Source organism: Paraburkholderia sp. J10-1 (assembly GCF_905220165.1).
GTDB lineage: Bacteria > Pseudomonadota > Gammaproteobacteria > Burkholderiales > Burkholderiaceae > Paraburkholderia.
The window spans coordinates 32,988-52,569 of the sequence record NZ_CAJMYW010000012.1 but is presented as its reverse complement, the minus strand read 5'-3'; the positions used below and the strand labels follow the sequence as shown (position 1 = coordinate 52,569).

Annotated in this window: 15 protein-coding genes; 7 read left to right on the top strand and 8 right to left on the bottom strand. The window is 66.6% G+C overall.

All coding sequences use genetic code 11. The features are described from left to right. Positions 1-13: 13 nt before the first annotated feature. From U5A65_RS29655 to U5A65_RS29635, 5 genes are all read right to left on the bottom strand, one after another. Positions 14-2,548, bottom strand: a complete 2,535-nt coding sequence (locus U5A65_RS29655; protein WP_415765838.1) for a mechanosensitive ion channel domain-containing protein — start codon at positions 2,546-2,548, stop codon at positions 14-16. Between the two features lie 118 nt (positions 2,549-2,666). Beyond that, positions 2,667-3,311 (bottom strand): NAD(P)-dependent oxidoreductase, encoded by a 645-nt coding sequence (locus U5A65_RS29650; protein ID WP_321948701.1) that lies wholly within the window; start codon positions 3,309-3,311, stop codon positions 2,667-2,669. Between the two features lie 115 nt (positions 3,312-3,426). Then, entirely contained in the window at positions 3,427-3,882 is a 456-nt protein-coding gene (locus U5A65_RS29645; RefSeq protein ID WP_321928350.1) for an Rrf2 family transcriptional regulator, read from the bottom strand. Between the two features lie 138 nt (positions 3,883-4,020). Further along, entirely contained in the window at positions 4,021-4,491 is a 471-nt protein-coding gene (locus U5A65_RS29640; protein WP_321936768.1) for a hypothetical protein, read from the bottom strand. Between the two features lie 2 nt (positions 4,492-4,493). Further along, positions 4,494-5,030 (bottom strand): GNAT family N-acetyltransferase, encoded by a 537-nt coding sequence (locus U5A65_RS29635; RefSeq protein WP_321948700.1) that lies wholly within the window; start codon positions 5,028-5,030, stop codon positions 4,494-4,496. Positions 5,031-5,089: 59 nt separating this feature from the next. On the opposite strand from U5A65_RS29635, the gene U5A65_RS29630 reads away from it, so the two are divergent. After that, positions 5,090-5,671 carry a DJ-1/PfpI family protein gene (locus U5A65_RS29630; RefSeq protein WP_321914202.1) on the top strand — a complete coding sequence of 194 codons (582 nt, stop codon included), beginning with the start codon at positions 5,090-5,092 and terminating at the stop codon, positions 5,669-5,671. 167 nt (positions 5,672-5,838) lie between these two features. Continuing rightward, positions 5,839-6,168, top strand: coding sequence for a hypothetical protein (locus tag U5A65_RS29625; protein ID WP_321948699.1), 330 nt, complete (start codon positions 5,839-5,841; stop codon positions 6,166-6,168). Between the two features lie 45 nt (positions 6,169-6,213). On the opposite strand, the gene U5A65_RS29620 is transcribed toward U5A65_RS29625, so the two are convergent. Further along, on the bottom strand, positions 6,214-7,974 hold the full coding sequence (locus U5A65_RS29620) for a sensor histidine kinase (protein ID WP_321914200.1): 1,761 nt from the start codon (positions 7,972-7,974) through the stop codon (positions 6,214-6,216). Between the two features lie 429 nt (positions 7,975-8,403). Here U5A65_RS29620 and U5A65_RS29615 point away from each other — a divergent pair, with 429 nt between their 5' ends. Further along, entirely contained in the window at positions 8,404-9,606 is a 1,203-nt protein-coding gene (locus tag U5A65_RS29615; protein ID WP_321914199.1) for an ammonium transporter, read from the top strand. 69 nt (positions 9,607-9,675) lie between these two features. On the opposite strand, the gene U5A65_RS29610 is transcribed toward U5A65_RS29615, so the two are convergent. Further along, positions 9,676-10,425 carry an SDR family oxidoreductase gene (locus tag U5A65_RS29610; RefSeq protein WP_321914198.1) on the bottom strand — a complete coding sequence of 250 codons (750 nt, stop codon included), beginning with the start codon at positions 10,423-10,425 and terminating at the stop codon, positions 9,676-9,678. A 153-nt stretch (positions 10,426-10,578) separates the two neighbouring features. Continuing rightward, positions 10,579-11,496: a LysR family transcriptional regulator gene (locus U5A65_RS29605; protein ID WP_321914197.1), complete on the bottom strand. Its 918-nt coding sequence runs from the start codon at positions 11,494-11,496 to the stop codon at positions 10,579-10,581. Between the two features lie 272 nt (positions 11,497-11,768). On the opposite strand from U5A65_RS29605, the gene U5A65_RS29600 reads away from it, so the two are divergent. From U5A65_RS29600 to U5A65_RS29585, 4 genes are all read left to right on the top strand, one after another. Next, positions 11,769-13,316, top strand: a complete 1,548-nt coding sequence (locus U5A65_RS29600) for a class I adenylate-forming enzyme family protein (protein ID WP_321948698.1) — start codon at positions 11,769-11,771, stop codon at positions 13,314-13,316. Positions 13,317-13,799: 483 nt separating this feature from the next. Next, positions 13,800-14,636, top strand: a complete 837-nt coding sequence (locus U5A65_RS29595; RefSeq protein WP_321948697.1) for an IclR family transcriptional regulator — start codon at positions 13,800-13,802, stop codon at positions 14,634-14,636. Between the two features lie 459 nt (positions 14,637-15,095). Next, a complete protein-coding gene (locus U5A65_RS29590) occupies positions 15,096-16,451 on the top strand; it encodes an MdtA/MuxA family multidrug efflux RND transporter periplasmic adaptor subunit (protein ID WP_321948696.1) in 1,356 nt (451 codons plus the stop codon). A 6-nt stretch (positions 16,452-16,457) separates the two neighbouring features. Continuing rightward, entirely contained in the window at positions 16,458-19,580 is a 3,123-nt protein-coding gene (locus U5A65_RS29585; protein WP_321948695.1) for an MdtB/MuxB family multidrug efflux RND transporter permease subunit, read from the top strand. Positions 19,581-19,582: the final 2 nt, after the last annotated feature.

Below are 19,582 nucleotides of genomic sequence, written 5' to 3'. Positions count from 1 at the left end.
GCGGCGCCGGCGTTCAGCCGCGGCCGCCGGCCGTGGGAATCTGCGGCGGCGCGCCCTCGGGGCCCGCGGTCGGCGGCGGCGCGGGCCGCGGCTCGTGCGAAGCGTCGCGCGCCACGCCGCCGGCCGCGCGCGCGCCAGGCGCATGCGGATGATCGTGCGCCGCGTCGTGCGGCTCAACACGCGGCTCCTCGACATCGCCGCTGCGCGAGGACATGTGCACCTGCATCTGCGGCACCGGCATCTCGATGCCCGCTTCGTCCATGTGGCGCTTCAGGCGCGCATTGAACGCACGCGCCACGCTCCACTGCTGCAGCGGCCGCGTCTTGATCTGGCCTTTCACGACCATCCAGTTCGGGTCGAAGCGGTCGAGGCCCCACACCTCTACCGGCCCGAGAATCTCGCGGCGATAGCGGAAGTCGGCCACGAGTTCGGCGCCTGTCTCGCGAATCATGCGCGTGACCGTATCGAGATCGACCGAGAACGGCACCCGCACTTCGAATACCGCAAACGCGAAATCGCGCGAGAGGTTCTTCACGATCTTGATCTGCGAGAACGGAATGGCGTGGATCGCGCCCTGCCCGTCGCGCAGCCGCACGGTGCGGATCGACAGATGCTCGACCGTGCCCGCATGGCCGTTGTCGATGTCGATCCAGTCGCCCACCGAGATCGTCTCCTCGATGATGATGAAAAGACCCGTGATGAGATCGGCCACGAGCGACTGCGCGCCGAAGCCGATGGCAAGCCCGATCACGCCCGCACCGGCGAGCAGCGGCGTCACGTTGATGCCGAGATTGGCCGCGGTCACGATGCCGGTGATGGTGAGAATCGTCACGAGCACGGCGTTGCGCACGAGCGGCAGCATGGTGCGCGCGCGCGTGCTGGGCGCGCGGCCCTTGGTGCGCGGGCCGGTCGGGTTGAGCGCTTCGAGAATCGCGGTATCGACCGTGATCCAGACGAGCCACGAGAGAAACACCGTCGACACGATCGCGAAAATGGCATGCGCGATGCCGCGCGCGGCCACGCTCGCCTCGATGATGGCGGCAAGCGAGATGTCCCAGAGGCGCGCGCACGACTCGAAATACGCGAACCAGATGAACACGACGAGCAGCGTGCCGGCGAAGCGCAGCAGGCGGCGCAGATACGGCGAGCGCCGCCGCACGCGCGCCGGGTTCGGGCGCGTAATGCGCAGCACGACGGCCGAGAGGAAGAAGGCGAGCACGAGCAGGAGCGCGGAGACCACGGAGATCTGCAGCACGTCGTCGCGGCTGCCGATGCCGCCGAACGTGGCGACGATCGAGGCGCCCGCGAGCAGCAGCATCGGCAGTTGCCAGAGCGAGGCGAGCACGTCCAGGACTTCGGTGAGCGCCTTGTGTCCGTGGCGCAGCGTATAGCTGCGGTTGCGGATCAGATGCGCGACCGGGCGCCGGAATGCGATAGCGAATACGACCGTCAGCGCCGCGGCCGCCATGTTCGCCGCGGTGCTCACGAGCGCGGCCAGGTTCACGCCCAACTGGCGCGCGACCTCGAAATTGGTCGCGGCGTCGCCGAGTGCGGCCAGCACGCCGATTGCGAAGAGCAGCCGCCGCGAGCGCGCGATCAGAACGCGCACGGCCGCGCGCCGGTGCCCCGAGCCAAACAGCGAAAACATGATCAGGCAGATCGACGAGAACACCGCGCCCGCGACGATCGCGTAGGCGATCACGAGCGCGAGCGTGCGCCCGAGCGCATCCGGCATCGAGCGCTCGACCACGAGCGCGCCGACGAACGCCACGATCCACGGCGCCGCGCGATGCACGACGAAAATCAGCAGATCGATGGTGCGCGGATCGGGCCGCAGGCCGGTATCCACATCGAAACGCCTAAGCAGGCGCCGCTCGATCCAGCGCAGCACGGCCGCGCATGCGCCCCATCCGGCGAGCATGGCGAACAGATCGAACACGACGCGGCCGAGGCTTTGCCCCGCTCCGCCCGAAGCGATGTCATACAGCTCGATGCCTGCTGCCCTGAAGCGCCCTGCCCAGTAGTGAAACGGACTGCGGCCGCGGCGCGCGTCCGCCTCCACCGAGGCCAGACCCGAGGCGATCGCACCCAGCAGCCCCGAGGTCGCCGCCGCGCCCGAAGCGGGCGCGGGCGCCACGTTTTCCGACGCGCTGCGCAGTTTCTTGAGCTGGTTGAGGAGCGCGGTGCGCTGGCGCTCGTTGTCGAGCGTGGCGATGACGCTGTCGAGCGAGCGCGTGAACTCGGCCTGGCTTGCCGGTGAAGGCGCCGAAGCCGCTTCGGCTGCCGACGCGCCCGAAGCAGCGGCCGGCGCGCCGGTGATGATGCTCTTGAGCACGGGCAGCACAGGCGCCGCAGCCGCCTGGGCGGCGGCCCGCATCGGCATGGCCAGGCACGCCGCGAGGCACACGAGGAGCATCAGCGCGCGAAGGCAACCGCGCACGGATGGGCGCGTCGACGCGGTGCGCGAAAGTAGTGCACGATCCGCCGCACCGAAGCGCACGCGCGACGGCCCGGCGCCCGCGCCATCGCGTCCGATGCAGGGATTCATGGCGGAGGGTCAAAAACAGGACGTTCCAGTTTAGCCGCACTCCGCCTGACCGCGCCTCGCGCGTGCGTAACAGTTTGTCAGCGAGTTTGCCGGCGCGAAGGTCGCGCCGCTTCGCGCCTCAGTAGGCCACCGTTGCGATCTGACGAATGAAGCGGCCCTGCTCCAGCTCGTCGACGAAGGCGATTGCGTAATCCTCAGCCGAGATCCGGCTTTCACCCTTCGCATCGGCGATCAGCGTGCTGGCGCCCGTGCGGAACGCGCCCGTGCGCTCGCCGGGGGCGATGATGGCGGCGGGCGCGAAGAACGTCCAGTCGATGTCGCTCACCGTGCGGTAGTAGTCGAACGCCTCGCGGTGGGCGAGCGCGATCGCCTTGTAGGCGTCCGGGAAGCCTTCGGTATCGACAAGCTGCTTGCCCGGCGCCACTTCCAGCGAACCGGCGCCGCCCACCACCACGAGACGCTTGAGCCCCGCCGCGCGCACGCCGTCGACGAGAGCCCGGCTCGCGAGCAGCAGATCGCCGAGCTGCTCTTTGGGCGGCGCGTAGGCGCTTGCGACCACGTCATGGCCGCGCACGGCCGCGGCAACGCTCGCCGCTTCGAGCAGATCGGCCTTCGCAGCGTGAACGTTCGGCGCGGCTGCCACACGCTCGGGCTGGCGCACCAGCGCGCTCACCTGGTGGCCGCGGCGCGCCGCTTCGGCGGCGATGCGCGAACCGACCATGCCCGTTGCGCCAAAGAGGGCGATTTTCAGCGTCTTGCTCATGAACTGACTCCTGTTTTCCGTATTTATGTAACTAACAAAGTTACATTTAAGGGGTGAAAAAACGGGGCAATGCCCCGCTGGTGAATCTGGCAGCGCGCCACGCGCTAAAGCCCGCTCATGCCCGCCGTGCTCGCGCGCGTTCGAGCTTGCGCTCGCTGCGCGTCATATCGTCGACGACGTCCGCCAGCGTGCGGGTGGCGAGCGACGCCTCCATGGCCCGCTGTGCGTCGTCGATCACGCCGCGCAGCGTCTGCTGGATATGGCGCCCGACAAGGCAAGCCGGGTTCGGCTCCTCGCGGTGCATGGCGAACAACTGCGCGTCGTCGACCGCATGGTAGACGTCGAGCAGCGTGATCGCCTGCGGCTCGCGTGCGAGCAGCGCGCCACCGCCCGCGCCCAGTTGCGACGCCGTGAGGCCCGCGCTGGCCAGCATCGACAGCAGCCTGCGAATGAGCGCGGGATTCGTGTTCACGCTGCCCGCGATGATTTCCGACGACAACGGCACGCCCTCTTGCTGCGCAAGCAGCGCGAGCACATGCACGGCGAAGGCGAAACGGCTACTCGTATTCACGGCGAACCTGCCACTGCTGAGCGGCGCGCGAACGCATTAAAGCCCGGTAGCGGACCGCGCGCACCAAAAAGTGTAACCATCATAATTACATTAATCCGTAGCGTCAACCGGACAGCCGCAGCGTGCACGGCTGCGGCCTTACTTCGCGGCATCCGATGCCTGCCCCGGCGCCGATGCGGCCTCGGCGGCGTTGCTCGCCCAGCGTTGCAACGAGTGCCCCGCATTCGTCAAGCCGGTGCCGGTGGTCGCGGCGGCCTGCCCGAGCAAGGCTTGCGCCGTGCTAGCCGCGCCGCGCAACTGGCCCTGTGCCGCGGAAGCCAGCTCGGCCGTGGATGCGCTCGCCTGCTGACCTTGCGACGCCGCCGAATCGAGCTTCTGCTGCGCCGCACCGAGTTGCTGGTTCACGTAGCTCGCGGCCTTGCCGAGCGCTTGCGCCGCCTGCTGCGCAGCCTGGTTCGCGGCGTCCTGCGCGGCCTGCTTCGCGGCGTCGGCGGACTGCTTGCTCAGATCGGGCGTGGAAGCGTCCTGCTTGTTACAGCCTGCAGCGAGCGCCGCGCACACGAGTAGGGAGGCAAGCGTCAGCCTTTGCGTCGAAACCTTCGAAAACATGGTCATCCTGAAAAATTCGCCGCATGAAGCGGCTTGCATAGATGAAAACGCGGCAATGATACGCCGTCGCGCCACACCGATTCTGACGAAATCAACGAAAAACCTGCGCGCTCGAAAACAGGCCGCGACACCGCGCTCGCGTCGGCGCTCAACACCGTCGAGCGCGCCTCGCGCGCGAGTGCCTCGAGCCGCGCCAGCAACGCCGTCGCGAGCCCGCGGCGCGACCACGCCGGCGCGACGTAGAGCATCTCGACATGATCGAGCGGAAAGAGCTGCCCGAACGCAACAGCCGCTCCGTCACACTGCGCCACCAGCGTTACGCCGCGCGCGAGGCGCGCGTCGAAGTCTGCAAGGTCGTCCGCCGTCGCGGCCCACGCCACGCGCTGCGCCGCGTCGTAGCGCGTGGCCGCAAGCGTGGTCACGGACGCGCGAAACAACACGGCGAGCGCGGGCGCGTCGCGGCCCGGCGCGTAGCGCCGCCAGTCGATGGATGGCTGAAGGTGCCGCGCTTCGCCATGCTTTGCGAAATCGTCAAACATGATGGAGTAGACTGCCCTCGCGCACGATCTGTTCCACCGTCCACCTCTGGAGACAAACGATGGCCGTCAAGAAGATCCTGTTCCTCACCGGCGATTTTGCCGAAGACTATGAAACGATGGTGCCATTTCAGGCGCTGCAAGCCGTCGGGCACCGCGTCGACGCCGTGTGCCCCGGCAAGAAGGCCGGCGAGCGCATCAAGACCGCGATCCACGATTTCGAGGGTGACCAGACCTATACCGAAAAGCCGGGGCACCAGTTCGCGCTCAACGCGACCTTCGACGAAATCGACGCCGCCAGCTACGACGCCCTCGCCATCGCTGGGGGGCGTGCGCCCGAATACCTGCGCCTCGACCCGAAGGTGATCGAGATGGTGCGTCACTTCGCCCACTCGAACAAGCCGATCGCGGCGATCTGCCATGCGGCCCAGCTGCTCGCCGCGGCCGAGGTGATCCGCGGCAAGCGCATTTCCGCTTACCCGGCCTGCGCGCCCGAGGTGCGGCTCGCGGGCGGCGAGTATGCCGAGATCGCCATCGACAGCGCGGTGACGGACGCCCCCTTTGTCACCGCGCCGGCTTGGCCCGCCCATCCCGAATGGCTGCGCCAGTTCCTCGCGCTCCTCGGTACGCGCATCGAGCCTTGATCGAGCCTTGATCGAGCTTTGACCGAGCGCTGATCCGCTCGCGCGTCGCGCCCGCCTTTCACGAGGCGCGGCGCGCGCCGACCACCAATTCAGACTGGTCTGATTTCACCGCACCGTGCCGCTGGCCAGAATAACCGCCAGTTATTCTGGAGTACGGAGTGCGTGTCGTGGATCTGACGGACTGGCTAGTGATACTCGCGATCGCCCTGGCGGCGATCCTCTTTTTTTGCAGGCATGGCGGCCGCAAAGGCAGCCTGACCGACCGGGCGCGCCACGTGCACGGCACGCGTCTGCTCCTGCAAGGGGCGTTTGCGCTGTGGGCCGCGCTGCTCATGCTCGACCGCAGCTTCGTCTTGCCGCTCAGCGTGCCGTTCGGCATCGTCGTCAGTCCTCACACGATGCTGGCCGCGGCGCTGGCGCTCGCGGGCGTGGGTTCCCTCTGGTCGTTTCGCGCGAGCCGCCTGCTCAAGCCACGCCGCATCTTCGGCACGTGCTGAGCGCATAGCGAGCGCCTACGGCATCTAAGCGCCTGCGGGCGGTCGCTACGCCGCTCCCGGCGCCGTGCGCAATTCGTTTCGAATGCCACCTTTCGCGTTAGCGCCACCCGCGTTATCGCTCGCGCCATAGCCTCCAACGCCACCCAGCGCCCCTTCCGAACGCTCGGCGCGTTCGAGTGCGCTGATGATCTGTTCCGCGTCGCCGGGCAGTGGCGGCGCCACGGCAAGCGCGTCGGGCAGCGTCAGATAAAACGTCGTACCCTCGCCTTCCGTCGACTCCACCCACACGCGCCCGCCATGCCGCTCCACCACGCGGCGCACGAGCGCGAGCCCAATGCCCTCGCCCGGCGCAACATTGCCGTGCATGCGCTGGAACGCCTGAAAGAGCCGCGGCAAGCCCACCTCGGGAATACCGAGCCCGTTGTCGCGCACATAGAAAATCTGCAGTGACTCGACGCCCGGCGGCGCATGCGCGGTGCCGATCTCGACGCGCCCGTCGCGCGCCGGATCGAGATAGTTGAGCGCATTGCCGATCAGGTTTGCGAACACCTGCTCCAGCGCCGTAGGGTCACCCCAGACATCGGGCAGTGTCTGCACGCTCACCTGCGCGCCGCGCGCGCGGATCGAGGCGTGCATCGCATCGACCACGCGCTGCACCAGCTCCTGCACGCTCACGCGCTGCCGGCGGTATTCCACGCGTCCCACGCGGGCGAGCCGCAGCAGCGCGTCGATGATGTGCGACGCGCGCAGCACGGCCGTTTGCAGATAGCGCAACGCCTCGCCGATGTCCTCGTCGATGGTCCGCTCGATGCGCGCGCGTGCCTGCGGTGCGAGCGACGACTTCGCGATGCGCTTGCGCAGGTCGTCGCACGCATGAATGAGCTCGCGCGAGAAGCCCTGCAGGTTCACGAGCGGCGCGCGCAGATCGTGCGACACGCCGTGGATGAACATCTCGTTTTCCTGAGTTTGCTGGCGCAGGTTTTCGTTGATGCGCGCAAGCTGGTCCGCGCGCCGCGCAAGGTCGGCCTGAAAGCCGAGGCGCAGCCGCTCGGCTTCGATCAGGCGCTGGCTGATCTGGTGCAGCGTGAGGTCGAGCTCGGCGATTTCGTCGCTGCCCGCCGTGAGCGGCGCAAGCGGCTCGTTCGCGGCCAGCCGGTTCGCGTTGTCGGAAAGCGCATCGAGCCGCCCGCGCACCCCGCGCGTAAAAACCCACACCGCAATTGCGACCAGCACGATCGAGCCGAGCACGGCCGTCAACACGAGCGTCTGCTGCTGGGCGCGTGCCGCTTCGGCAGCTGAAACGCGAAACACGTCGAGGCGGCGCTCCTCGGTCTGGAACGAGACGATCTGCGTGCGCACGCGGTCGAGCACGTCGGCGGCCATGAGCGCGCGAAAGCGCTCCGCGAGGTCGGCACGGCGGCCCGAGCGCAGGAGGTCCTGTACGCGGTCCGACCATTGGCGATAGTTCTGCACGGCGTGGCGAATCTGCACGGCGCGCTCGACCTGTGTGGGATTGTCGGAGGCGAGATCGACGAGCCGGTCGATGCGGCGATCCACCTCCATCCACATCGAAACGGGTGTCGCGTAATTCGTGTCGTTGGCCGCCACGGCGCCGCGCAGCTTCACCGACTCGACCAGCACCGGTTCGAGCACACGCGAAGCCTGCGCCAGCACGGCCTGGCTGTGCTGCCCCCAGCGCTCTGCCGCGGCGGCGTCGGCCTCGGCCTTCACGATGGCCGACAGCAAGCTCAGCTCGAATACGGCGGGAATCGCGATCAGCAGAAGCCCTTTGGTCGTAAGGCGCATTGCGTGGCGGGTACCGGGCGACCGGACGTGCGAGGGGTGGCAATCCGGCCATTATGTCGGCGTTTGCGCCCTATGTGCGTCCCAAGTGAGTCCCAAGAGCGTCGAAGTTTGCCCGGCCACGAAAACGTCAGATTATTTCGATTTGCCGACAATTCATTGATATGGAAAGGAAAATCGAATCAATCGCCCTATTCTGGAGCGCACTTTCCCCACCTTTGCGCGCAGGCCCTGAGATTGTGCGAAACAAGCTGTATGCGCCCTGAATTCCAGCACCCAGTTCAATGCCCCCGGCGTGCATATTTTTCCCGCATCGGTGCACGGTCGCACCGGCTTGACGCCCGTTGCGACCGCAAATTCACCAGTTTGGCGCTGAAGCTGGCCCGCATCTTGCTATGTATGCGCCCATTTTGGGCAAACTGGGTACGTCAGATGGACAATCTCAAGACCGGCACCGACACGCTATTTCTGCTGCTAGGCGCCGCCATGGTGCTCGCCATGCACGCAGGGTTCGCGTTTCTCGAACTCGGCACCGTGCGCAAGAAGAATCAGGTCAATGCGCTCGTCAAAATCCTCGTCGATTTCTCGATTTCGACGATCGCCTACTTCTTCATCGGCTATACGCTCGCCTACGGCGTGCAGTTCTTCTCGCACGCCGACGTGCTCGCCGAGCACAACGGCTATGCGCTCGTGCGCTTCTTCTTCCTGCTCACCTTCGCGGCGGCGATTCCGGCGATCGTGTCGGGCGGCATAGCGGAGCGCTCGAAGTTCAATCCGCAACTGTTCGCGACCTTCGTGATCGTCGGCTTCCTCTACCCGTTTTTCGAGGGCATGGTGTGGAACAACCGCCTCGGTTTCGAAGATGCGATGACGCACGTGTTCGGCGTGCCGTTCCATGACTTCGCGGGCTCCGTGGTCGTCCACGCGTTCGGCGGCTGGATCGCGCTGCCGGCCGTGCTGCTGCTCGGGCCGCGCCACGGCCGCTATACGCGCGACGGCCGCATCGCCGCGCACCCGCCCTCGAACATTCCGTTTCTCGCGCTCGGCGCGTGGGTGCTCGCGGTGGGCTGGTTCGGCTTTAACGTGATGAGCGCGCAGACCATCGACAAGATCAGCGGTCTCGTCGCCGTCAACTCGCTCATGGCGATGGTGGGCGGCACGCTCGCCGCCTGGTTCGCGGGCCGCAACGATCCGGGCTTCACCTACAACGGGCCGCTCGCGGGGCTCGTGGCCGTGTGTGCGGGCTCGGACGTCATGCATCCGCTCGGCGCGCTCGTGACGGGCGCGGTGGCGGGCGCCCTGTTCGTCTATATGTTCACCTGCGTGCAGAACCGCTGGCGCATCGACGACGTGCTCGGCGTGTGGCCGCTGCACGGCCTGTGCGGCGCGTGGGGCGGCATCGCCGCGGGTATTTTCGGCCAGCGCTGGCTGGGCGGGCTCGGCGGCGTCTCGCTCGGCGCGCAGATCGTCGGCACGATTGCGGGCATCGTGATCGCCTTCCTCGGCGGCCTCGTGGTGTACGGGCTGCTTCGCAAGCTCGTTGGGCTGCGCATCGATCGCGAAGAGGAATTCAACGGCACCGACCTGTCGATCCACAAGATCACGGCCACGCCGGAGCGCGAAACGGTTTCCTGAACGCCGCGCGACACACCAACCCGACCGCGGGCGGCGCCCTGCCGCCCGCACGCCACACTCAAGCGAGTGTCAAAGCTGGCCCATGCCACCGGCGACGATCACTTCGGTGCCGATCATGAAGGCCGATTCGGCGGCGCTCAAATGCAGCACGGTCGAGGCAATCTCCTCCACGGTCGCGAAGCGCTTGAGCGGCACCAGCGCGCGGATCGATTCCTCAGCCGCCGCGAGCGCGGCGGCGTCCATGCCGAACTTGTTGTAGAGCGGCGTCTTCACGGGCCCGGGGCTCACCACGTTCACGCGAATGCCGCGCGGCAGCAGTTCGGCCGAGAGCGTCTTCGCAAACGATATCAGCGCAGCCTTGCTCGCCGCATACACCGACGAGGTGGGCATGCCGATATGCGCGTTGATCGAACCGTTGAGCACGATGGCCGCGCCGTCGTTGAGCACCGGCAAGAGCGCCTGGATCTGGAAGTACGCGCCCTTCACGTTGGTGTCGAAGGTGACATCCCACAGCGCTTCGTCAACTTGCTCGAACGGCGCGAGCTTCGCCACGCCCGCATTGATGAACACCGCGTCGAGGCGCAGGCCCGCGTCGCGCACGGCGGCAGCCAGTTCGCGTGCGCCGGTGAGCGAGGCCGCGTCGTTGCGCCAGGCGTGGGCGTTCGGGCCGAGTGCGAGGCGCGCGGCTTCGAGCCCGGCTTCATCGCGGCCGGTGACGATGACATGCGCGCCTTCGGCGGCATAGGCAAGCGCTGCAGCGAGCCCGATGCCGCTGGTTCCGCCGGTGACGAGGACAGTTTTGTTGGCAAAGCGGTTCATGACGTTCTCCTTGAGAGGGATAGTCCCGATCTGAGACTGTGATGTCATCTTGCCGGCCGGCGCGGCGCCTGCCGTACGACGGTCCTGGCGCAAACGTTCGAAGGCATCGAACGTTCGCACCGGACGTGCGGCCGAACCTGCAGACGGCCGGCTTCAACCCGTGACCGCAACGCCCTCCACGAGGCGCTTCGCAAGACGCGGCTCGCGCAGCCGGTCGATCCACCATTGCAGCGCGCGCCCCACGTGTTCGCCGCGCCACGCCACGTACAGCACGTTCGGCTCGCGCGGGTTCGCCGTGGCCTTCTCGACGAGTTCGCCACGCTCGATCAGCTTCGCCGCGCGCTGCCGCGGCACCCAGCCCACGCCCAGGCCCTCGCGCTGCGCGAGGATCTTGGCGCGCATCGACGGCACCGCCAGCACCTCCTGCGCGCCGAACAGCCCGTAGCCGCGACCGGGCGCGTGCCGCGCCGAATCGCCGACCGCCACGCCGCGCTCGGCCAGCATACGCTCGCGCGTGAGCGGCCCCTTCTCGCGCGCGAGCCGGTGGCGCGGCGCCACCGCGAACACCCACTCCATCACACCCAGCTCGAACCAGTGCAGGCCGTCGATGGAGGGCGGCTCGTTGGTTGCGCCGACGACCAGATCGGCACGGCCGTCGCGCAGGGCCTCCCAGGTGCCGGAGAGCACTTCATGCGTGAACCGCAGCTTGACGCCGGACTGCAGCGCGTCGAAGTCGCGCACCACCGGCATCAACAGTTCGAATTCGAGAATCTCGTCGGTGACGATCCACAGGCGGTCCTCCCAGCCGTTTGCAACCTGCCGCACGCGCTGCGTCATGCGCGCGACGTCCTGCATCAGGCGGCTCGCCTCCTCGGCAAGCAGATGCCCGGCCGGCGTAAGCTGCAGGCGGTAGCGCCGGCGGTCGAAGAGCAGCGCGTCGAAGCGCGCTTCGAGTTGGCGCGCGGCGTGCGAAATCGTGGATGGCGCCTTGTTCAAACGCGCTGCCGCACGCGACAGGCTGCCGGTTTCGCGGATGGCGTCGAGCAACGCCAGTTCCTCTTCGGAGAGCATGTGCGGCTCCATCGAACGGTTGATCAGGCGATGGTACGGCAGAAACGGGGCGGGAGTGAGGTTGCGTGACGCCGTCCTGCTGGCAGACTGTCAAAGTCGCCTTGACGGTCTGTCCAGAAAATTTGTCATTGTTTAGCGTCTTTGCCGGGCAGAGAATCGAACGCGCGTTCACAAACTATCGATCGTAGCCGCGCCACTCCGAAGGGAAACCAGTACGCAAGCAAGCTGGATCATTCCATCGCGAACACATCTTTCCAGTGAGGTATGAGGCCATGTCCGTGAAGTCTCCGTCACCCGAAACGCCGTTCGTCGATCTGACCGCCATGATTCGCCAACGGGCGGAGGAACGCGGCGAGCGTGCGGCAATCGTCTGCGACGATGAAACGGTCACGTTCGCCGCACTCCAGGCGCTGATCGAGCGCTGCGCCGCCACGCTGCAGCGTGATGGACTGTCACCCGAAGACGTCGTTGCCATCTGCGCGTCGAGTTCCATCCAATACACCGCAGTATTCTTCGGCGCACTCAGAGCGGGACTCGCGGTCGCGCCGCTGTCTCCCTCCACGCATCCGGACAGCCTCGTCGCCATGCTGGAGAACTCGCGCGCGCAAATCCTCTTCGCCGACGACGCAGTTTGCCAGCTGCTGTCGAGCGTCGCGTTGCCGCCTGCGCTGCGCGTCGTCAAGATCGGCGCGGCCGGGCAATACAACGCCTGGCTAGCGCCAGTGGGGGCCATTCCCGCACCCGTGGAGATCCAGCCGGAGTGGGCATTCAACATCATTTACTCCTCCGGCACGACGGGAGCGCCCAAGGGCATCGTCCAGTCGCACGCCATGCGCTACGCCTACACGCAGCGAAGCGTCGAGCGCGGATACGGCCCGGACGCGGTCACCTTGATTGCAACGCCCCTCTATTCGAACACTACGCTGGTGAGCTTCTTCCCGACGCTGGCGCTCGGCGGAACGGTCGTCCTCATGCCCAGGTTCGACGCGCGGCAATATCTGGAGCTTGCCCAGCGCGAACAGGTCACGCACACCATGCTCGTGCCAGTGCAATACCAGCGCATCCTCGCCCATCCCGACTTCGATCGCTACGACCTGTCGCGTTTCCGCGCGAAGTTCTGCACGAGTGCGCCGTTCCCGGCCGGGCTCAAGGCGGACGCCCTGCGCAGGTGGCCCGGCAAGCTCACCGAGTTCTATGGCATGACCGAAGGCGGCGCGTCATGCGAGCTGTGTGCGGACGAATTTCCCGACAAGCTGCACACGGTTGGCCGCCCGCTGAACGGTCATGAAATGCGCTTGATCGATGCCGACGGGCGCGAGGTCGCCGCCGGAGAAACGGGCGAAATCGTCGGGCGCTCTCCCGCGATGATGACCGGTTACTACCGGCAACCCGAAAAGACGGCGCAAGCCGAGTGGTACGACAGCGATGGCCGGCGCTTCATCCGCACCGGAGACGTCGGCCGTTTCGACGAAGACGGCTTCCTCGTTTTGATGGACCGCAAGAAGGACATGATCATCTCCGGCGGATTCAACCTCTATCCAAGCGATCTGGAACAGGTGCTCGACCGGCACCCCGACGTCGTCGAATCTGCCGTGGTCGGCGTGCCGTCGCAACGCTGGGGCGAAACGCCGGTCGCGTTCGTCACCCTCCAGCGCGGCTCGACCTGGGAGGCCGAAGCGCTTGCCGCCTGGGCCAACGAGCAGTTGGGGAAAATGCAGCGACTCGCTGGCGTCGTGATTGTGGACGCGCTACCGCGCAGCCCGATTGGCAAGGTCCTCAAACGCGAATTGCGCGAGCGCTTTAGCGGCGAGGTCGCCTGATTGGCCGCGAATCGCCCGTTTTCAGCTGGGGACAGCCGGGGAAAATCGGGCGAAAAAAAAGCGCCACGTTTGCACGTGGCGCCTTGAAAAGTTCTAGCCATTCCGAGGGCCGTGCTAGAACCTGAGAGACGGTATTCGGCTCGCCGTGCCGTCAGAAAACGATGCGCAATTATGCGAATTGCATATCGCGAAGCACATTAAAACCCGCAGTTTTTGCGGGCTCGTGGCGCATTGCCGAAATCGGGTTCCATTTTTTACCTACATGCTGACTAAGTCAAGCAAAATCTCGCCAAAATACGCCAATCATCGAGCATCTGGCATCCATTACAATTGTCTGAGATTTTGCGCCCTATTTTAGGGAGCACAGTGTTGATCGAACGCAAACCGGTGTGCCGCACTGCAAGCCCGCGTCGGCTTTGCGACGCCACGCGTGAAATCTGAAATCTGAAATCTGAAATCCCGTTTCGGAAAATTGCCCCGCCAATGACTTTCGCACCCGATTCGCGCCATGCCGACGAAACTCCGCGCGACAAAGACGGCGGCGCTGACGAAGTCACCGCGCTCGCGCGCGGTCTCGCCGTGCTGCGCTGCGTCGCGGCCGCCGACGCGCCGCTCAGCAACCGCGAACTGACCGAGCTGACCGGCATTCCCAAACCCACGCTTTCGCGGCTCACCGGCACGCTCGTCAGCACGGGCTTTCTCGCGCGGCTGCCCGACAGCGAACGCTTCGTCCTCACGTCGTCGGTGCTGGAGCTCTCCAACGGCTTCTTGCGCAACTCCGACATCCGCAGCCGCGCACGGCCTTTTCTCACGCGGCTTGCCGAGCGCACCGCGCTTTCGGTGCACCTCACCGTGCGCGACCGTCTGGACATGGTCGTGATCGACGCGATCCGCCCGCGCACCGCCGTGCTCGTCACGCGCCTCGAGGTCGGCTCGCGCATCGACATGGGCCGCACCGCCGTCGGGCGCGCCTACCTCGCCGCGCTCGATCCGCATGCGCGCGCCGAACTCACCGCCGCGTTGCAGACCTCGAGCGGCAACGACTGGGGCGTGCTCGGCAGCCGGCTCGACGCCGCGCTCGCCGAGACCGCCGCGCAAGGGTACGGACTCGCGATCGGCGAATGGTACGAGGGGCTCAACGCCATTGCCACGGCGTTCGCCGGTCCCAATGGCGAGATCTACGCCATCAACTGCGGCGGCGCCTCGCAGCAGTGCCCGCGCGAGTGGCTCGTCGCCCATGTCGCGCCGCTGCTGCGCGAATGCGTCGAACGCATCGTCGACGAGATTGGCGGCGCCCTGCGTCTGCCCCATTCAACCTGACAGCGCGCGCGCCCTCGCCTTACAAAAAGCGCACGTCGCATGTAACGCTCGTAACGTCTCGAAAGAAACGGCACTGGACTGTAACGAAGCGGGCAACGTAGCATCATGCTTTTTGGCGGCAAGAGCCTGCTGTGCCGCCGCGCGTGCGCACCGCCAGCCAACCGCCAGCGAAGCCGCCCATACCCGTGAACTCGTGGCACGGCATTCGTGCCAGAGCGGGGCCAGCCCTGACATCCTGCTTGCGCACGACGTGCGCAGCATCGGAGCGCGTCCGCTACGCCGGCCGCGTGCGCTTTGTGTGCGCTTTGTGTGCGCTTTGTGTGCGCTTTGTGTGCGCTTTGTGTGCGCTTTGTGTGCGCTTTGTGTGCGCTTTGTGTGCGCTTTTGCGTGCGCCTGGCGGCCGGCACCCCATAATCCGCTCAGCCCAGAGCCTTCGAGAACCCGTTACTGACCTGACCGATGGATCAACAAGAAAAGCGCCCGGATTCCCCCCGTAAAGACACGACGCCGCAGTCCCCCGCTCCGGTCGCCGCGAGACGCGGCAAGGGCAAGTTCATCGCATTGGGTGTGGTCATCGTGATCGCCGGCATTGTGCTCGCACGCTGGCAACCGTGGAACAAGGCGCTCTCGGGCGGCGACGCAGCACCGGCGGCCGGCGCGCGCATGCGTCACGGCGGCCCGGGCGCCATGGCCAACATGCCTCAGCCGGTGAGCGTGGCCACCGCCCAGGCCGGCGACATGCCCATCGTCATCACCGCGCTCGGCACGGTCACGCCGCTTGCCGACATCACGGTGCGCACACAACTATCCGGCACGCTGCAGAACGTGTACTTCCAGGAAGGCCAGATGGTGCAGAAGGGCGACGTGCTCGCGCAGATCGACCCGCGCCCCTACCAGATCTCGCTCGCCAACGCCGAAGGCCAGCTCGCCCGCGACCAGGCGCTGCTCGCCACCGCGCGCCTCGACCTCAAGCGCTACCAGACGCTGCTCTCGCAAGACTCGATCGCGAGCCAGCAGGTCGACACGCAGGCATCGCTCGTCAAGCAGTACGAGGGCACCGTCAAGTCCGATCAGGCCAACGTCGATACCTACAAGCTCGACCTCACCTACGCGCGCGTCACCGCGCCCGTGTCGGGCCGCGTCGGTCTGCGCCAGGTCGATCCGGGCAACTACGTGACGCCCAGCGACACCAACGGCATCGTCGTGCTCACGCAGCTCGAGCCGATCAGCGTGATCTTCACGACTTCGGAGGACAACCTGCCGCCCATCATGAAGCAGTTGCGCGCGGGCACGAAGATGTCGGTCAAGGCGTACGACCGCAGCAACACCACGATGCTGGAAACCGGGTCGCTCCAGACCATCGACAACCAGATCGACACCACCACGGGCACCGTCAAGCTGCGCGCGAGCTTCGCGAACCACGAGCAAGGTCTCTTTCCGAACCAGTTCGTCAATGCGCGCCTGCTCGTCGATACGCTCCACGACGCCGTGATCGTGCCCACTTCGGCCGTGCTCAACGGCTCGCAGGGGCAATACGTCTATGTCGCGAAGCCCGACAACACGGTGAGCGTGCGGCTCGTGAAGGTCGGCCCCGTCGACGCCGAACGCACGAGCATCGCTTCGGGCCTCGCCGTGGGCGAGCGCGTGGTGACCGACGGCTCCGACCGTCTGCGCGAAGGCGCGAAGATCACGATTCCGGCCGAGCACCCGCAGCACGCGAAGGGGGCATCGGGCGCGAAAGGCGCCTCGTGGGCCGGCGCGGCCTCGGGCGCGCGTCATGGCCACCGCCACGCCTCGCAGACGCAAGCCCAGTAAGCCAGCATGAATCCATCCCGCGCCTTTATCCTGCGGCCGGTCGGCACGGCGCTGCTCATGGCGGCGATCATGCTGGTCGGCCTCGTCGCGCTGCGCTTTCTGCCGCTGTCCGCGCTGCCCGAAGTCGATTACCCGACCATCCAGGTCCAGACCTTCTACCCGGGCGCGAGCCCGGACGTGATGACGTCCTCGGTCACCGCGCCGCTCGAGCGCCAGTTCGGGCAGATGCCGTCGCTGAACCAGATGTCGTCGCAAAGCTCGGCGGGCTCCTCGGTCATCACGCTGCAGTTCAGCCTCGATCTGCCGCTCGACGTGGCCGAGCAGGAAGTGCAGGCCGCCATCAACGCGGCCGGCAACCTGCTGCCCTCGGACCTGCCCGCGCCGCCGATCTACGCCAAGGTCAACCCCGCCGACGCGCCGATCCTCACGCTCGCCATCACCTCGAAAACGCTGCCGCTCACGCAGATCCAGGATCTCGCCGACACGCGCCTCGCGCAGAAAATCTCGCAGGTGGCGGGCGTGGGCCTCGTGAGCCTGTCGGGCGGCCAGCGCCCTGCGGTGCGCATCCAGGCGAACCCGCGCGCCCTCGCGGCCTACGGCCTGAATCTCGACGACCTGCGCACGAGCATTTCGAACCTGAACGTCAACACGCCGAAGGGCAACTTCGACGGCCCCACGCGCGCCTACACGATCAACGCGAACGACCAGCTGACCGACGCCGACGCCTACAAGGACGCGGTGATCGCCTATCGCAACGGCCGCCCCGTCATGCTCACCGATGTCGCGAACATCGTGCAGGGCGCGGAGAACACGAAGCTCGGCGCATGGGCGGACGGCACGCCCGCGATCATCCTGAACGTGCAGCGCCAGCCGGGCGCAAACGTGATCCAGGTGGTGGACAGCATCAAGGCGCTGCTGCCGCAGTTGCAGGAATCGCTGCCTTCCTCGCTCGACGTGCAGATCGTCACGGACCGCACGACCACGATCCGCGCCTCGGTGCGCGACGTGCAGTTCGAGCTGCTGATGTCGGTCGTGCTCGTCGTGCTCGTGATGTACCTGTTCCTCGCGAACATCTACGCCACGATTATTCCGAGCTTGTCCGTGCCGCTCTCGCTCATCGGCACGCTCGCGGTCATGTACCTGTGCGGCTTCTCGCTCGACAACCTCTCGCTCATGGCGCTCACCATCGCGACCGGCTTCGTGGTGGACGACGCCATCGTCATGATCGAGAACATCGCGCGCTACGTCGAGGACGGCGAAACACCGCTCGAAGCGGCGCTCAAGGGCTCGAAGCAGATCGGCTTCACCATCATCTCGCTGACGGTTTCGCTCATCGCCGTGCTGATTCCGCTGCTCTTCATGGGCGACGTGGTCGGGCGCCTGTTCCACGAGTTCGCCATCACGCTCGCGGTGACGATCGTGATCTCGGCCGTGGTCTCGCTCACGCTCGTGCCGATGATGTGCGCGAAGATGCTGCGCCACACGCCGCCGCCCGAAAGCCACCGCTTCGAGGCGCGCGTGCATGCGTTCTTCGACTATGTGATCGGCCGCTACGGCGTGGCGCTCGAATGGGTGCTCGCACGCCAGCGGCTCACGATGATCGTGTTCCTCATCACGCTCGTGCTCACCGGCATTCTTTACGTGGTCGTGCCCAAGGGCTTCTTCCCCGTGCAGGACACGGGCGTGATCCAGGCCATCACGCAGATGCCGCAATCGGTGTCCTATGCGTCGATGGCCGAACGCCAGCAGGCGCTCGCCGCGGAGATCCTCAAGAACGACAACGTCGAGAGCCTCACCTCGTTCATCGGCGTGGACGGCACCAACATCACGCTCAACAGCGGCCGCATGCTCATCAACCTGAAGCCGCGCGACGACCGCAGTGAAACGGCCAGCGAGATCATCCGCGACCTGCAAAAAAGCGTGGCCCACGTGCCGGGCGCGTCGCTCTACATGCAGCCGGTGCAGGACCTCACGATCGACTCGACGGTGAGCCCGACGCAATATCAGTTCATGCTCACCACGCCGAACATCCAGGACTTCACGACCTGGGTGCCGAAGCTCGTGCAGCGCTTGCAGCAACTGCCCGAACTCGCCGACGTGGCGACCGACCTGCAGGACCAGGGCAGTTCCGTGTTCATCGAGATCGACCGCGCGAGCGCCGCGCGCTACGGCATCACGCCCGCGACAGTGGACAACGCGCTCTACGACGCCTACGGCCAGCGCATCATCTCGACGATCTTCACGCAGTCGAACCAGTACCGCGTGATTCTCGAAGCCGACCCGGTGATGCAGCACTACACCGACGCGCTGAACTCGATCTACCTGCCCTCCTCGACCTCCACCACGGGCCAGGTGCCGCTTTCGGCCATCGCGAAGTTCCACGAGCGGCCCGCGCCGCTGCTCGTCTCGCATCTTTCGCAGTTCCCGGCCACGACGGTCTCGTTCAACCTGGCGCCAGGCTCGTCGCTTGGCGCGGCGGTCAACGCGATCCAGCAGGCGGAAAAGGACATTGGCCTGCCGGGCTCGTTCCAGACGCGCTTCCAGGGCGCGGCGCTCGCGTTCCAGGCGTCGCTGTCCAACGAGCTGTTCCTGATCCTCGCGGCCATCGTCACGATGTACATCGTGCTCGGCGTGCTGTACGAGAGCTTCGTGCATCCCATCACGATTCTCTCCACGCTGCCGTCGGCGGGGATCGGCGCGCTGCTCGCGCTCATTCTGACCGGGCACGACCTCGACATCATCGGCATCATCGGCATCGTGCTCTTGATCGGCATCGTGAAGAAGAACGCCATCATGATGATCGACTTCGCACTCGAGGCCGAGCGCCACGAAGGCAAGCCGCCGCGCGAGGCGATCTACCAGGCGTGTCTGCTGCGCTTTCGCCCGATCATGATGACGACGATGGCGGCCCTGCTCGGCGCCGTGCCGCTGATCCTCGGCAACGGCGCGGGCAGCGAACTGCGCCGACCGCTCGGTATCGCGATTGCAGGCGGCCTGATCGTGAGCCAGGCGCTCACGCTGTTCACGACGCCCGTGATCTATCTCGCGTTCGACCGGATCGCGCAGCGCCTGCGCCAGCGCTTCGGCAGCGGCTCGCACGGCGCGCCCTCGTCTTCGACGGAGAACTGACG

Excerpts from the sequence above, each read along its gene's own strand:
- U5A65_RS29655 (WP_415765838.1), bottom strand. The coding sequence starts at position 2,548 with ATGAATCCCTGCATCGGACGCGATGGCGCGGGCGCCGGGCCGTCGCGC.
- U5A65_RS29585 (WP_321948695.1), top strand. The coding sequence starts at position 16,458 with ATGAATCCATCCCGCGCCTTTATCCTGCGGCCGGTCGGCACGGCGCTG.
- U5A65_RS29595 (WP_321948697.1), top strand. The coding sequence starts at position 13,800 with ATGACTTTCGCACCCGATTCGCGCCATGCCGACGAAACTCCGCGCGAC.
- U5A65_RS29610 (WP_321914198.1), bottom strand. The coding sequence starts at position 10,425 with ATGAACCGCTTTGCCAACAAAACTGTCCTCGTCACCGGCGGAACCAGC.
- U5A65_RS29630 (WP_321914202.1), top strand. The coding sequence starts at position 5,090 with ATGGCCGTCAAGAAGATCCTGTTCCTCACCGGCGATTTTGCCGAAGAC.
- U5A65_RS29650 (WP_321948701.1), bottom strand. The coding sequence starts at position 3,311 with ATGAGCAAGACGCTGAAAATCGCCCTCTTTGGCGCAACGGGCATGGTC.
- U5A65_RS29600 (WP_321948698.1), top strand. The coding sequence starts at position 11,769 with ATGTCCGTGAAGTCTCCGTCACCCGAAACGCCGTTCGTCGATCTGACC.
- U5A65_RS29615 (WP_321914199.1), top strand. The coding sequence starts at position 8,404 with ATGGACAATCTCAAGACCGGCACCGACACGCTATTTCTGCTGCTAGGC.
- U5A65_RS29605 (WP_321914197.1), bottom strand. The coding sequence starts at position 11,496 with ATGCTCTCCGAAGAGGAACTGGCGTTGCTCGACGCCATCCGCGAAACC.
- U5A65_RS29620 (WP_321914200.1), bottom strand. The coding sequence starts at position 7,974 with ATGCGCCTTACGACCAAAGGGCTTCTGCTGATCGCGATTCCCGCCGTA.
- U5A65_RS29590 (WP_321948696.1), top strand. The coding sequence starts at position 15,096 with ATGGATCAACAAGAAAAGCGCCCGGATTCCCCCCGTAAAGACACGACG.
- U5A65_RS29640 (WP_321936768.1), bottom strand. The coding sequence starts at position 4,491 with ATGTTTTCGAAGGTTTCGACGCAAAGGCTGACGCTTGCCTCCCTACTC.
- U5A65_RS29635 (WP_321948700.1), bottom strand. The coding sequence starts at position 5,030 with ATGTTTGACGATTTCGCAAAGCATGGCGAAGCGCGGCACCTTCAGCCA.